General features: G+C 67.4%; 11 protein-coding genes. All 11 read left to right on the forward strand.

Annotated features, from left to right (window positions below; translation table 11 throughout):
• The first annotated feature begins 4 nt into the window (after window positions 1-4).
• The 11 genes from ACODS2_RS10590 (at window position 5) to xrtA (ending at window position 13914) form a co-directional block, all read left to right on the forward strand.
• A complete protein-coding gene (locus ACODS2_RS10590) occupies window positions 5-1540 on the forward strand; it encodes an acyl-CoA ligase (AMP-forming), exosortase A system-associated (RefSeq protein WP_488998772.1) in 1536 nt (511 codons plus the stop codon).
• Window positions 1541-1543: 3 nt separating this feature from the next.
• Window positions 1544-2779 carry a pyridoxal-dependent decarboxylase, exosortase A system-associated gene (locus ACODS2_RS10595; RefSeq protein WP_488998773.1) on the forward strand — a complete coding sequence of 412 codons (1236 nt, stop codon included), beginning with the start codon at window positions 1544-1546 and terminating at the stop codon, window positions 2777-2779.
• Between the two features lie 244 nt (window positions 2780-3023).
• On the forward strand, window positions 3024-3641 hold the full coding sequence (locus ACODS2_RS10600; protein WP_488998774.1) for an XrtA/PEP-CTERM system exopolysaccharide export protein: 618 nt from the start codon (window positions 3024-3026) through the stop codon (window positions 3639-3641).
• Between the two features lie 13 nt (window positions 3642-3654).
• Window positions 3655-5172 (forward strand): XrtA system polysaccharide chain length determinant, encoded by a 1518-nt coding sequence (locus ACODS2_RS10605; protein WP_298165525.1) that lies wholly within the window; start codon window positions 3655-3657, stop codon window positions 5170-5172.
• Window positions 5173-5189: 17 nt separating this feature from the next.
• Window positions 5190-6182 (forward strand): P-loop NTPase family protein, encoded by a 993-nt coding sequence (locus ACODS2_RS10610; protein WP_488998775.1) that lies wholly within the window; start codon window positions 5190-5192, stop codon window positions 6180-6182.
• Between the two features lie 2 nt (window positions 6183-6184).
• A complete protein-coding gene (locus ACODS2_RS10615; protein ID WP_488998776.1) occupies window positions 6185-7939 on the forward strand; it encodes a preprotein translocase subunit YajC in 1755 nt (584 codons plus the stop codon).
• 18 nt (window positions 7940-7957) lie between these two features.
• A complete protein-coding gene (locus tag ACODS2_RS10620) occupies window positions 7958-9148 on the forward strand; it encodes an AAA family ATPase (RefSeq protein WP_488998777.1) in 1191 nt (396 codons plus the stop codon).
• A 15-nt stretch (window positions 9149-9163) separates the two neighbouring features.
• On the forward strand, window positions 9164-10069 hold the full coding sequence (locus tag ACODS2_RS10625) for an XrtA system polysaccharide deacetylase (protein ID WP_488998778.1): 906 nt from the start codon (window positions 9164-9166) through the stop codon (window positions 10067-10069).
• Window positions 10066-11127, forward strand: coding sequence for a FemAB family XrtA/PEP-CTERM system-associated protein (locus ACODS2_RS10630; protein WP_488998779.1), 1062 nt, complete (start codon window positions 10066-10068; stop codon window positions 11125-11127). The genes ACODS2_RS10625 and ACODS2_RS10630 overlap by 4 nt, the downstream gene beginning before the upstream one ends.
• Window positions 11124-12350 (forward strand): TIGR03087 family PEP-CTERM/XrtA system glycosyltransferase, encoded by a 1227-nt coding sequence (locus ACODS2_RS10635; RefSeq protein WP_488998780.1) that lies wholly within the window; start codon window positions 11124-11126, stop codon window positions 12348-12350. Before ACODS2_RS10630 ends, ACODS2_RS10635 begins: the two co-directional genes overlap by 4 nt.
• Window positions 12340-13914 carry an exosortase A gene (gene xrtA / locus ACODS2_RS10640; RefSeq protein ID WP_488998781.1) on the forward strand — a complete coding sequence of 525 codons (1575 nt, stop codon included), beginning with the start codon at window positions 12340-12342 and terminating at the stop codon, window positions 13912-13914. The genes ACODS2_RS10635 and xrtA overlap by 11 nt, the downstream gene beginning before the upstream one ends.
• Window positions 13915-13921 lie beyond the last annotated feature (7 nt).

The following is a 13921-nucleotide window of genomic DNA, read 5'->3' on the forward strand; positions in this document are numbered from 1 at the left end:
CCGCTTGCCTGCAGCGCCCGATCCGACCGTATACCCGCTTGATCACCTCGCGCTGAGGGGGCAGCCTGACGCGCCCGCGCTGGTCTTCAAGACGCATACGCTTAGCTATGAGGCGTTAAATCGGCGTTTAGGACAACTCGCCGCATGGCTTGTGGCGGAAGTGCCGGAGCGGGGGGCACGCGTGGCAACCTGGCTACCCAAGAGCGAGCTTGCCTGCCTGATGCCCTTGGCTGCGGTGCGGGCGGGGCTGGTGCATGTGCCGGTGAACCCGCTGCTCAAGCGCGGGCAGGTGGCGCATATTCTGGCCGACAGCGGCGCGCGGCTGCTGATTTCGAATGCGGGGCGGCTCGCGACGCTGGAGCCAAGCGATCTTGCCGAAGCGGAGGCGCTGGAGGAAGGCGCGGCATGGGCAGCGGCAGAAGGATTCGCACCACTGGCACCATCTGAGGCCGCCCCGAATGATCTGGCCGCGATCCTCTATACCAGCGGCTCGACCGGGCGGCCCAAGGGCGTGATGCTGAGTCACGCCAACTTGTGGCTCGGTGCGGTGAGCGTGGCGCATTACCTGGGCGTGGGTGGGGACGACCGCGTGCTGGCAGTGCTCCCGCTGGCGTTCGATTACGGGCAGAACCAGCTGCTTTCGACCTGGTATGCGGGCGGCGCGGTGGTGCCGCTCGATTATCTGATGCCGCGGGATGTGATGAAGGCGGTGGAGCGCCATGACGTCACCACGATTGCCGCGGTGCCGCCCTTGTGGCTGCAATTGACGGAGCTTGATTGGCCCGAGGCGGTGGCGGCGAAGCTCAGGCGGCTGACCAACAGCGGGGGCGCGCTGACCGAGCCGTTGGTGCGGGCGCTGCGTTCGCGGTTTCCGCAAGGCCGCCTGTTTCCCATGTACGGGCTGACCGAGGCGTTTCGCTCGACCTATCTCGATCCGGCGCTGGTTGATGCGCATCCCACTTCGATCGGCGGGGCGATCCCGTTCGCCGAAGTGATGGTCTTGGCCGATGACGGGTGTGAGGCCGGGCCGGACGAGGAGGGTGAACTGGTCCATGCCGGGCCGCTGGTGGCGCAAGGCTATTGGCGCGATGCGGAGCGGACGGCGGAGCGGTTCAGGCCGGCGCCGGGGTTCTCGCGGATGGGCGGGCTGGCGGTGTGGTCCGGCGACCGGGTGCGACGCGACGCGGCGGGGTTGCTGCACTTTGCCGGGCGGCGCGATGCGATGATCAAGACCAGCGGCAATCGGGTGAGCCCGCAGGAAGTGGAAGATGCCGCGATTGCGACCGGGCTGGTGGCGGAAGCTGTGGCACTTGGGATTCCCGATCCGGCGCTTGGGCAGGCGATCCACCTTGTGGCGCGGGCCAAGGGTGATGTCGCTCAGGCTGAGGCGGCGCTGCTTGCCGCGCTCGCGCGCGAACTTCCCGGCTTCATGGTGCCGCGCGTGATCCACTGGCGCGAGGAAATGCCGCTCAGCCCAAATGGCAAGCTCGACCGGACCGGTCTTTACCAGGAATTATCGGCCGACGTGCCAAAGGCCTGAAGCATGAAGCCGCTTGGCCCCATTCCTCCCGGATTTGCCGCGATCGATGGCGAGCTTGCCATCGGCGGGCGCAAGGCGTCCGAACTGGTGGCCGAGGCGGGATCGCCGCTGTTCGTCTATGATGCGGCGCTGATCACGGCGCGGGTTGCAGCCTTGCGTGCGGCGCTTCCGGACCGGCTGGGGCTGCACTATGCGATGAAGGCCAATCCCTATGCGCCGGTGCTGCGGCATATGGCGGGACTGGTCGATGGTTTCGACATTGCTTCGGGCGGCGAACTGCTCATGGCCGAGGCGGCGGGCGTGCCGACGGAGCGGATCAGCTTTGCGGGGCCGGGCAAGCGCGATGCGGACGTCGCGGCGGCGATTGCGCGCGGGGTGACGCTTAACCTCGAATCCGCGCGCGAGGCGGAGCGGGCGCTGGCGATCGGCGAGCGGCTGGGGCGTGCGCCAAGGCTGGCGATCCGGGTCAATCCGGACTTCGATCTCAAGGGATCGGGTATGAAGATGGGCGGCGGGGCCAAGCCCTTTGGTGTCGATGCGGCCTTGGTGCCCGCGCTGGTGCGGCGGATCATGTCTTCTGGTGCCGAGTGGCGGGGCCTGCACATCTATGCCGGGAGCCAGACGCTCGATGCTGCCGCGATTGCCGAAATGCAGGCGGCAACGCTCGCACTGGCCGCGCGGCTGGCAGAGGAAAGCGGGGCGGTTCTGCCGGCGTGCAACCTTGGCGGCGGGTTTGGCATTCCCTACTTCCCGGGCGATGCCCCGCTTGATCTGAGTGCAGTCGGCGATACGCTCGGCGCGCAGTTCGCCTCCGTGCCGGACGTGTTGGCAGATACCGCGTTCTGTATCGAGCTGGGGCGCTATCTCGTTGGCGAGGCTGGCGTTTATCTGACCCGTATCATCGATCGCAAGGAAAGCCACGGCGAGGTCTTCCTCGTCACGGATGGCGGGTTGCATCACCAGTTGGCGGCGAGCGGCAATTTCGGGACAGTGGTGCGGCGCAACTACCCGAGCGCGATTGCCACCCGGTTCGGCGCGCCGGTGGAGGAAGAGGCCAGCATCGTGGGCTGCCTGTGCACTCCGCTTGACCGCTTGGCGGACAAGGGCGGCTTTCCGCGCGCCGAAGAGGGCGATCTTGTCGCGGTGTTTTGCGCCGGTGCCTATGGCGCGAGCGCAAGCCCGATGCATTTCCTCGGGCACGGCCCGGCGGCTGAACTGCTTGTTAACGCAAGGCCCTGATTCGTAGGTATTAACCTTTAGCCGGGGCGCCGTCCCGTTACGGGACTTTGGCGGAAATGCGCTTGTGCGGGTGCGGTCAGGCGCATCAGTACTAACGGTATCTTCACCCTTTTTGGCGATAGCTCGGAAGTCATGGGAGGTCCCTGTGGTCCCGCTGCGGGACGAGCAGGACAGCCAGCCCAGTGCGCGCAAAGGACGGTCAATGCCCAAGAATACGCGTATTACCTGCTTGCTGGCCCGGTCGATGACCGTTGCGGCCACGCTGAGCCTGTTGCTCGGCGGCTGTGCAGGTGGGGGCGGCGGTGCGCAATTGCCGCCCGCGTCGTTCGTGGCGTTGCAGGAAGGCCCGGGCGAGGAATACGTAATTGGCCCGCTTGATGATCTGACCATCTTCGTGTGGCGCAATCCCGAACTGGGCGCTTCGGTGCAGGTGCGGCCGGACGGGCGCATCACTACGCCGCTGATCACCGACATGCCGGCCGTGGGCAAGACCCCGTCGATGCTGGCCGAGGACATCAAGCTCCAGCTTTCGCAGTACATCCAGGAGCCGATCGTCTCGGTCATCGTCAACAAGTTCTCCGGCACGTTCAGCCAGCAGGTGCGCATCGTCGGCGCGACCAGCAAGCCGGCCTCGATCCCCTATCGCGCCAACATGACGCTGCTCGACGCGATGATCGCGGTGGGCGGCCTTTCAGAATACGCCGCGGGCAACAAGGCGCGGCTGGTGCGCTTCGACAAGCAGACCGGCACGCAGAAGGAATACGGCGTGAAGATTGGCGATCTGCTGCGCAAGGGCGATACGCGCGCCAACGTGATGCTCATGCCGGGGGATGTGATCATCATTCCCGAAAGCACGTTCTGAGGATGCTGGCCGCATGACGAGCATCTACGAAGAAGTGCGCATCGCGCTTTACGGCATCTGGCACCGGCGCTGGCTGGCGCTGGGCGTCGCGTGGCTGGTCTGCCTGCTCGGCTGGCTGGTCGTGGCGACAGTGCCCAATACCTACGAATCGAAGGCGCGCATCTTCGTCCAGATCGACGATGTGCTTTCGGACCAGATCGGCATCGGCGGCGACCGCAAGCGCGATATCGAGCGGGTGCGCCAGACGCTGACCAGCTCGGTCAATCTCTCCAAGGTCGTACGCGCCACGCGGCTGGGCGACAAGGTGACGTCCGACAAGCAGATGGAAGCCGCGGTCGCAGGGCTGGGCAAGAACATCAAGGTGGTGAGCCAGCAGGACAACCTGTTCGAGATCACCGCCTATTCGGGCAGCAAGGCCTATTCCGATGTCCAGAACGCCAAGCTGGCGCAGGACATCGTGCAGAAGATGATCGACATCTTCCGCGAGGAGAACCTTGCCGGCGGGCGCGGCGAGATGAGCGACACGCTGGCTTTCATGGACCAGCAGCTGGCCGACCGGCAGAAGGATCTTGAGGCAGCAGAACAGAAGCGCCAGGCCTTCGAGGCGAAGAACGCCGAGATGATGCCGGGCAATGGCTCGCTTTCCAGCAAGATCGAGGGCGCCCGCGCCGAGTTGCGCGGGGTCGAGTCCGATCTGCTCGCAGCGCAAAGCGCACTCGCTTCGATCCGCGGGCAGCTTTCGGGCACGCCGCCGACGATCGTGATGCCCGGCGCAAGCGGCGGCGCGCGCGGCTCGCTGGCACAGGCCCAGGCCGACCTCAGCTCCATGCGCGCGCGCGGGCTGACCGACAGCCACCCCGACGTGATCGCCCTGAAAGCGCAGGTCGCCGCGCTTCAGCGTGCGGCGGCAGGTGACAGCGGCCCCGGAGGTATGCCCAACCCGGCCTACTCCTCGCTCCAGTCGATCAAGGCGGATCGCGAGGCGAGCATCGTCGCGCTGCAATCGCGCCGTGGCTCGCTCACGCAGGAACTCGCCCAGCTGACGGGCCGCCAGTTCAGTGAACCCGGCCTTGCCGCCGAGGCCGCCCGCATCAACCGCGACTACGACGTGCTCAAGGAGCAGTACGACAAACTGCTGCGCGACCGCGAGCAGTTGCGCCTGCGCGGGCAGGTCGAGACCGAACGCAACGCGGTGAAGTTCGAAGTGATCGATCCACCAACGACGCCGCGCAAGCCTTCGGCGCCGGACCGGCCGATGCTGCTGTTCCTCGTGCTTGTCGTGGGTGTCGCAGCGGGCGGCGGCAGCGCCTTTGCCTTGGGCCAGCTGCGCTCGACCTATGCAACGACGGGGCAGCTTGAGCGCGCGACGGGCATGCAGGTGGTCGGCTCGGTCACGCTGACACTCACCCGCCGTGCGCGGGCCCAATACTGGCGTCAGCTCAAGTGGTTTGCCGGCGGCGTCGCCAGTCTCGCCTTCGTGCTGGTCGTGCTGCTGGCGGTCGAATTCATGAAACGCGGCATGGTCGCCTGAGGGAATCCGAGAAGATCATGACCGAACAGAGCAAGATCCCGCTTCCCAAGGACACCTCCGAGGCCCGCTCGCTGATCGAGCGCGCGGCGGGGACCTTCGACTTGCGCGCCTTCCAGGCACCGGTAGCGCCGAAACTGCCCGAACCGCGCGAGCGGCCCCCGATCACCGCCGAAGCGGCAGAGCCTGCGCAGCCGGTGCAACGCGGTGCCGCGCCGACGCATTCGGCTGCGCCGCCGCCTGCTTTCGATGGCATCCCGGCGCGGCAGGCCTTTCGCGGCACGTTCCATCCGGTCGACCGCAAGCATCTGCGCGAACAGTGCCTGATCGAGCCAGAGGGGCCGGTTACCGGTCTGCTTGAGGAATTCCGCATCGTGAAGCGCCAGCTCCTGATGACGGCGGCGGATTCGCGCGCCGGCAGAGGCGCGCGGCATGGCGAGCGCATCCTGGTGTGCTCGTCGCATCCGGGTGAGGGCAAGACCTTCTGCGCGGTCAATCTCGCGCTCTCGATGGCGGCGGAGAAGGACACCGAAGTGCTCCTCGTCGATGCCGATTTCGCCAAGCCCAGCGTGCTTTCCGCGCTGGGCCTGCCGGGCGGGCGCGGGCTGATGGACGCGCTGGCCGATCCCGCCATTGCGGTCGAGGACTGCATCATCGGCACCGACATTGCCGGACTCTTCGTGCTGCCCGCAGGCAATTCGACCGGGCATGACACCGAACACCTGGCCTCCGCCTATACCGCGCAGGTCCTCGACCGGCTGACCTCCCAGTCGCCCAACCGTATCGTCATCTTCGACAGCCCGCCGGTGCTTGCGGCATCGCCCGCGTCAGAGCTTGCCCACCATGTCGGCCAGGCGCTGATGGTGGTGCGCGCCGATCAGACCGGCGAGGCCGCGCTGCGCGATGCTGTGGGCATCCTTGCGGGCTGCGAGGACATCAAGCTGCTGCTCAACTGCACCCGCTTCTCACCCACCGGACGCCGCTTCGGCTCCTACTACGGGTACAAGGAATGACCATGGCGCGTACCTCGACCCATGCGTTCGTGGCCAGTGCGCTGGCAATGTTGCTGCTCTCCGGCGCGGCACATGCGCAGTCGCTGCCCTACGGCGATCCCGGCGACAGCGAGGGGATCTCGAACGGGGACGGCGCGTCCTCGGGCGGCGATTCGGCCCGCGGTGGCGATTCCCGGCGCGGCGGACGCAGCATGGGCAGCGCGGGCGGTTCCGCCCGGGTGAAATTCCAGCCTTACATCGAGCTCAGCCAGAGCGTGCTTGCCCGCCTTGAGCCGGTGCACGATGTGCTGACTTATTCGAGCGTTGCGGTGGGCGTCGACATGTCGCTCGCGGGGCGGCGGACCGAAGGCGCGGTCTCGGTGCGCTATGAGCGGCGCTTTGCCGAGAGCGGCAACATCGTCAGCAACGATACGATTTCGGGTCTTGCCCGCGTGCGCCACGATCTCATCCCGCGCGAACTGACGATCGAGGCGGGCGGCCTTGCCACGCGCACCCAGTTCGATGCGAGCGGCGCTTCGCGTCTCGGCTCGGTGGAAACGGGTGACCGGGTCGCGCAGGTCTATTCGCTCTATGCGGGCCCTGCGGTTTCGACCCATGTCGGTGAAGTCGCGCTCAAGGGTTCCTATCTCGTCGGCTATACCAAGGTGAACACGCCGCGCCTCCCGGTGACAGGGCTGCCCCCCGGCCAGCCGCAGCCGCAGGGCGACATCTTCAATCACTCGGTTGCGCAGTCGGCGCAGGTTTCCGCCGGGGTGGCGCCGGGCACGGTGCTGCCGATCGGCCTCACCGCGAGCGCCGGCTACAACCAGGAAGACATCGCCAACCTCGACCAGCGCGTGCGCGAACTGCGCGCGGGCGTCCAGGCGACGCTGCCGATCAATTCGGAACTGGCGCTGATCGGTGATGTGGGCTGGCAGGACGTGAAGGTTTCCTCGCGCGATGCGGTGCGCGGGCCGGGCGGCGTGCCGGTTGTCGGCAGCGACGGCCGCTATGTGACCGACAAGTCCAAGCCCCGCCAGATCGCCTATGACGTGACCGGGCTGACCTGGGATGTCGGCGTGATGTGGCGCCCCAGCCGTCGCACATCGCTGAGCGCTTTCGTCGGCCGCCGCTATGACAGCATGACCTATTACGGTTCGCTCTCCTACACGCCCAACGCGCGCAATGCGCTGCAGATCGACGTGTTCGATGCGGTGAGCGGTTTCGGATCGACCGTGGGCAACGCCGTGCGCGGCCTGCCGACGGACTTCACGGCGGATCGCAATCCGTTCAGCGGCGATATCTCGGGCTGCGCGGCGGGTGCGCAGAGCGGCGGCTGTGTCAACGGCGCGCTGGGTTCGATCGCATCGGCGGCGTTCCGCAACCGGGGCGTATCGGCATCCTACAGCCATCAGCTCGGCAAGCTGCGCATGGGGCTGGGCGCGGGCTATCTGCGCCGCAAGTTCATCGGCGCGAACGGCACGGTCCTCGCCTCCGCCAATGGCCGCACGGATCAGACCTTCTACGTGAACGGGCAGATTTCCGGGCCGATCGACCGACTCACCTCCTTCACCGTCGCGGTCTACGACAGCTGGTACAAGTCCGGTGTTTCGGATCTGGCCGATGTGAATTCCATCGGCGTCAACGCAGGCCTCACCCACCAGTTCACGCAGCGGCTGGTTGGCAATGCCGGGGTCGGGCTCGATGCGCTCAACCGCAAGGCTTTCCCTGACGATGTGATCGCCACCGGTCAGGTCGGCCTGCGCTACAACTTCTGATAAAGGGCGTCCCCCAAGATGTACGATACGTTCTACCAGCTGACCGGACGGCCGTTCCAGCTTACCCCCGATCCGGAGTTCTATTTCGAGAGCGGAACGCACCGCAAGGCATTGTCCTACCTTGGTTATGGCCTTGCACAAGGTGAAGGCTTCATCGTCATTACCGGTGCCGTGGGGGCGGGCAAATCGACGCTGGCCGCGCACCTCCTTGCCACGATCGACCGCCAGCGGCTGACCGCGGCGCAGATCGTGACGAGCCGGCTCGATGGCGGCGAGATGGTCCACATGGCCGCGCGCGCGTTCGGGATCGCGGTGGTTGGGCACGACAAGGCGAGCGCGCTCGGGCTGATCGAGGCGTTCCTTCACGACGAAGCGCGCGCCGGGCGCCGCTGCCTGCTGGTGGTGGACGAGACGCAGAACCTTTCGATCGAGGCGCTGGAAGAGCTGCGCATGCTCTCCAACTTCCAGCTGGGCGCGCATCCGCTGCTGCAGATCCTGCTGCTGGGCCAGCCTGAATTCCGCGATCTGCTGCAGAGCTCGCCGCGGCTGGAGCAGCTGCGCCAGCGCGTGATCGCGACGCACCACCTTGAGGCGATGGAGCCCCGCGAAGTCGGCCCCTATGTGATGCACCGCCTGGCCTGCGTGGGTTGGAGCGGCAACCCGGCGTTCGAAGAACGCGTGTTCGCCGATCTTGCCCGTACCACCGGCTGCTTGCCGCGCCGGATCAATCAGGTGGTCGGCCGCCTGCTGCTGATGGGCGCGGTCGAGCAGAAGTCGCAGATCGACAGCGCCATGCTGGCCGAAGTGATTGCCGATCTGGAGCGCGATGGCACGCTGGCCGATCCGGCAGCACCCGCGCCTGCGCCCGCTCCGCTGATCGCGCCGGAAGCGCCTGCGGCATCGGTCGCCGCCATTCCCGCTGCCGCGATTGCCGGTCTTGCAGGCCTGCAGCAAGCCATTTCGGGGCATGCCGAGCAGATCACCGAACTCCAGAAGGCCGTGCTTGAGCTGGCTGATATGCCGGCCCAGCCGATGGTGGTAACCGCCACGGACGCGCGGTTCGAGACGCTCGAAGCCATGCTCGGCGCGTTGCAGCAGCGGATCGTGGCGCTCGAAGCACGCGGCGCGGAGCAGGAACAGGCGATCCGCCATGTGCTGACAATGCTGATCGAGTGGCTCGAAAGCGAAACGCCGCGGCGCGCGGCCTGAAGGAGCGATGGCGCCATGTCCCGCCCCGATCTTGGTCATCCGCAGCCCTCGGGTGCCGTGCTCAACGGCATGTCGGTCGATGTCGAGGACTGGTTCCAGGTCGGCGCGTTCGAACATGTGATCGGTCGCGGCGAATGGGACGGGCTGGACCGGCGCGTCGAGGCGAACTGCGACCGCGTGCTCGCGCTGTTTGACGAGGCCGGGGTCAAGGCGACGTTCTTCACGCTCGGCTGGGTGGCGGAAAAGCACCCCGCGATGATGCGCCGGATCTTCGCGCAAGGCCATGAGATCGCCAGCCACGGCTGGGATCACAAGCGCGTGTTTGCCATGGGCGAGGCGGCATTTGCCGAGGATATCGCGCGGGCGCGCGCCGTGCTGGAAGACACCAGCGGCAGCGCGGTGACCGGCTACCGCGCGCCGAGCTTTTCGATCGATGCGCGCACGCCCTGGGCACATGAAGTGCTTGCGCGCCACGGCTATGCCTATTCCTCCAGCGTCGCGCCGATTGTCCACGATCACTATGGCTGGCGCGAGGCACCGCGCTTTGCGTTCCGCCCGGTGGCAGGCTCGCCGCTGGTCGAAGTGCCGGTGACGACGGTGGAACTGGCCGGGCGGCGCATGGCGGCGGGCGGCGGCGGGTTCTTCCGCTTGCTGCCCTATGCTGTCTCGCACTGGGCGGTAGACAGGGTCAATCGGCATGATGGGCGCCCGGCGGCGTTCTACTTCCATCCGTGGGAAGTCGATCCCGATCAGCCGCGCCGCACCGATGCGCCGCTGCGCTCGCGCTTTCGGCATTACACCAATCTTTCGGTCATGGCGCCCAAGCTCCGGAAGCTGCTCGGCGCGTTCCAGTGGGGGCGCATGGATGCGGTGGTTGCCGCCGAGGCCGCGCGGCTTGATGCCGAGCAGGTTGCGGCATGAACGCACCCTTCCGGCTGTCGCTGACCCGGGTCCGCCTTGCCGATCCCGGAGATCGCGGCGCCATTGCGCGCTTCGTGGCAGAGGCGGACGGCGCGACGCCGTTCCATCGGCCTGAATGGCTGGAGGCGGTGACGCGTGCCGCGGGGCATCCGGCGCACATGCTGCTCGCCGAACGCGAAGGGGCGATCGCGGCGCTGCTGCCGCTCCATGCCGTGCATTCGCCGCTGTTTGGCCGGGCACTGGTCTCGACCGGATTTGCTGTCGGCGGCGGTCTGCTGGGCGATGCGGACGCTGCGCCTGATCTCTTTGCAGCGGCCACCGAACTCGCCCGGCGGCTGACTTGCCCGACCGTCGAACTACGCGGCGGCACGATGCCGGAGGATTCCGCCTGGCACATCAAGCGCGACAGCCACGCCGGTTTCGCCGCGCCGCTTGCTGTGGATGACGAGGCGCAGCTCACATGGATCCCGCGCAAGCAGCGCGCCGAAGTGCGCAAGGGGCTGGGACACGCGATGGAGATTCGCGTCGGCCGCGATAGGCAGGACCGCGACTGGCACTACGCCGTCTATGCCGAATCCGTGCGCAATCTGGGCACGCCGGTGTTTCCGCGCGCCCTGTTCGAGGCGGTGATGGATGCGTTCGGCGAGGATGCCGACATTCTGACCGTGCTGCATGAGGGCCGCGCGGTGGCTTCGGTGCTCAGCCTCTATCATCGCGGCGCGGTGATGCCCTACTGGGGCGGCGGGGTGCATGCAGCGCGAGCGCTTCGGGCGAATGACGTCATGTATTACGCGCTGATGTGCAATGCGCGGCGGAAGGGCTGTGATCGCTTCGATTTCGGGCGCTCCAAGACCGATACCGGCGCCTATCACTTCAAGCGCAACTGGGGCTTTGCGCCGCAGCCGCTGAGCTATGCCGTGTGGAGCGCCGATGGCGCACCGCCGCGCGATGTCAATCCGCTGAGCCCGCGCTACAAGGCGAAGATCGCGCTGTGGCAGAAGCTGCCGCTGGGCATCGCCAACCGGATCGGGCCGTTCATCGCGCAGGGGCTGGCATGAGCGAGGTCCTGTTCCTCGCGCACCGCGTGCCCTTTCCGCCCGACCGGGGGGACAAGATCCGCTCCAACCACCTGCTGCGCCGGATCGCGGAGATCGCGCCGGTGCATGTGGGCGCGCTGGCCGATGATGCGGCGGACCTCGCGCAGGAAAGCGCAGTCGCCGCGATTGCGACCAGCCACTGCATCGTGCGCCGCAGTGCGCCGCTTCCGCTCGCAGCACTTGCGGCGCTGGGGCAGGGGCTGCCGGTCAGCCTGGCCGCGTTTGCCTCCGCCAAGTTGCAGCGCTGGGTGCATAAATTGCTGGAAACCCGCCCGATTTCGGCGATCTTCGTGTTTTCCGGGCAGATGGCCCAATATGTGCCGCCCGAATTCCGGGGGCGGGTGGTGATGGATTTCGTCGACGTCGATTCGGCGAAGTTTGAAGCCTATTCCCAGACCGGTGCGCTGCCGCGCCGGCTGCTCTATGCCCGCGAGGCGCGGCTGCTGCGCCGGTTCGAGGAACTGGCGGCGCGCCGCGCGACAACGAGCCTCTTCATCAGCCGCGAGGAGCGCGCGCTGTTCGAAAGCCGGCTGACCGGAAGCGCGCGGCCAGATGTGCGCGCGCTGGGCAATGGCATCGATACTGAACTGTTCGATCCGGCGATGGTCGAACCCGCACCGGAACTGTCGGGCGAAGGCCCCGGCATCGTGTTCACCGGGCAGATGGACTATGTGCCCAACGTGACTGCGGTGGAGCTCTTCGCGCACGAAGTGATGCCGCGCATCCGGGCGGTCCATCCGGATGCGCGCTTCGCTATCGTCGGCCGTGCGCCAACGGCTGCGGTGCGGGCGCTTGAGGGGATCAATGGCACTTTCGTGACCGGCGCTGTTGCCGATGTGCGGCCGTGGTTGGCGGGGTCGGATCTGGTCACCGCGCCGCTGCTCATCGCGCGCGGGGTGCAGAACAAGGTGCTCGAGGCGATGGCCATGGCGCGCCCGGTGCTGCTGACGCCTGCTGCGGCGACGGGCATCGGCGGGGCCGACGGGGAGCACTTCGCGCTGGCCGAGGCACCCTTGGCACTAGCGGATCGCGCGCTGGCGCTGCTGGCGGACCGCGCTGCGGCTGCCGCCCTGGGCGCTGCGGCGCGGCGCTTCGTCGTGGCCGAATGCGGCTGGGACCGCGTGCTGGCGCCCTTGCGCGAACTGATTGCCGGTCCGCCGGAGTCGGCAGCCGATGCTGCCTGAAAGCGCGCTTCCGGCGCGGCACCAAGGCCTGCTGACGCGCCTGTTTGCGCGCGTGCCGGGCCACTGGCGCGCGCCGTTGATCCGGCTGGTCGCGGTGTGGCTGGCGCTGATCGTCCTGTTCTTCGGCGATTGGCGCGACATGGCCTGGCAGTGGTGGGAGAGTTCCACCTACAACCATATCCTGCTCATTCCGCCGATCCTCGGTTGGCTCGCCATGCAGCGCGGCGCCGAAACCGCACAGATCGTGCCGCGTGCCTGGTGGCCGGGCCTGATCGTGACGGGCGGAGCGGTGTTCCTATGGGTGCTGGGCGACTTTTCGGGGCTCAATCTGGCACGGCAGCTGGCGGTCGTGGTGATGCTGCAAGGGGCGGCGCTGGCGCTGCTGGGGCCGCGGGTCGCTGCCGCACAGCTCTTTCCGCTGGGCTACATGCTCACGCTGGTGCCTTTTGGCGATGAGCTGATCCCGTTTCTCCAGACGATCACCGCCAAGCTGACCATGCTGCTGCTGGCGCTGAGCCAGATCCCGGCAACGATCGACGGCGTGTTCATCACCACACGCTTCGGCTACTTCGAAGTGGCGGAGGCCTGTTCCGGGGTGAAGTTCCTGATCGCGATGCTCGCCTATGGCGCGCTTGTCTCCAACGTCTGCTTTGCGAGCTGGCGGCGCCGTGCGGGCTTCATGGCGCTGTCGCTGGTGGTGCCGGTACTTGCGAACGGCGTGAGGGCGTGGGGTACGGTCTACATCGCCAGCTGGCGCGGGATCGAATTTGCCGCAAGCTTTGACCACATCTTCTATGGCTGGGTGTTCTTCGCACTGGTCATGGGGCTAGTCATGGCTGTCGGATGGCGCTTCTTCGACCGCAAGATCGATGCGCCGCTGGTCGACGGGGCGGCCATTGCAGCCTCGCCGCTGCTGGCGCGGCTGGAGCGCATGGCGCTGCCCACCACGGCTGCGCTTGGCGGGATCGCCGCCCTCGCTCTGGCGGGCCTTGCCTGGAGCGCGGCGGCAAGCCGGATCGCAGCACCCATGCCAGACCTTATCGCGCTTCAGACAGTACCTGGCTGGCAGTTTGACAACGGCAGCCCGAAAGCCGAGTGGCACCCGCTCCACGGCGGCGCCGATCACCGGCTGGTGGCGCGCTACACCGATGGCAAGGGCCACGTGGTCGATATGTCCTTCGCGCTCTACGCCGCGCAAGGCGATGGCAAGGAGGCCGGGGGCTTTGGCCAGGGCGCCTTGCCGCTCGGCAGCCGCTGGGCATGGGAGGAGCCGGGCCCGGGCTTTGCCGATGCCCGCAGCGACGTGATTCAGGCGCCGGGCCCGATCCACCGCCTTGCCGTGACCTGGCTGCGCAGCGGTGATCTGCTCACAGGGAGCAACACCCGGCTCAAACTCGCCAACATGGAGGACCGCCTTCTGCTGCGCGCGCGCCCGACGATGACCTTGATTCTTTCCGCCGAGGCCGGTGAGGGCGCGCCGCCGCCCGATGAATCGATCCGCAGCTTCCTTGCCGCCACCGGCCCCATCGCGCCGTGGATGGACCGCATGGCGCGCGTCCGGTAAGCGCTGG

The organism is Novosphingobium sp. FG137, from assembly GCF_057809735.1.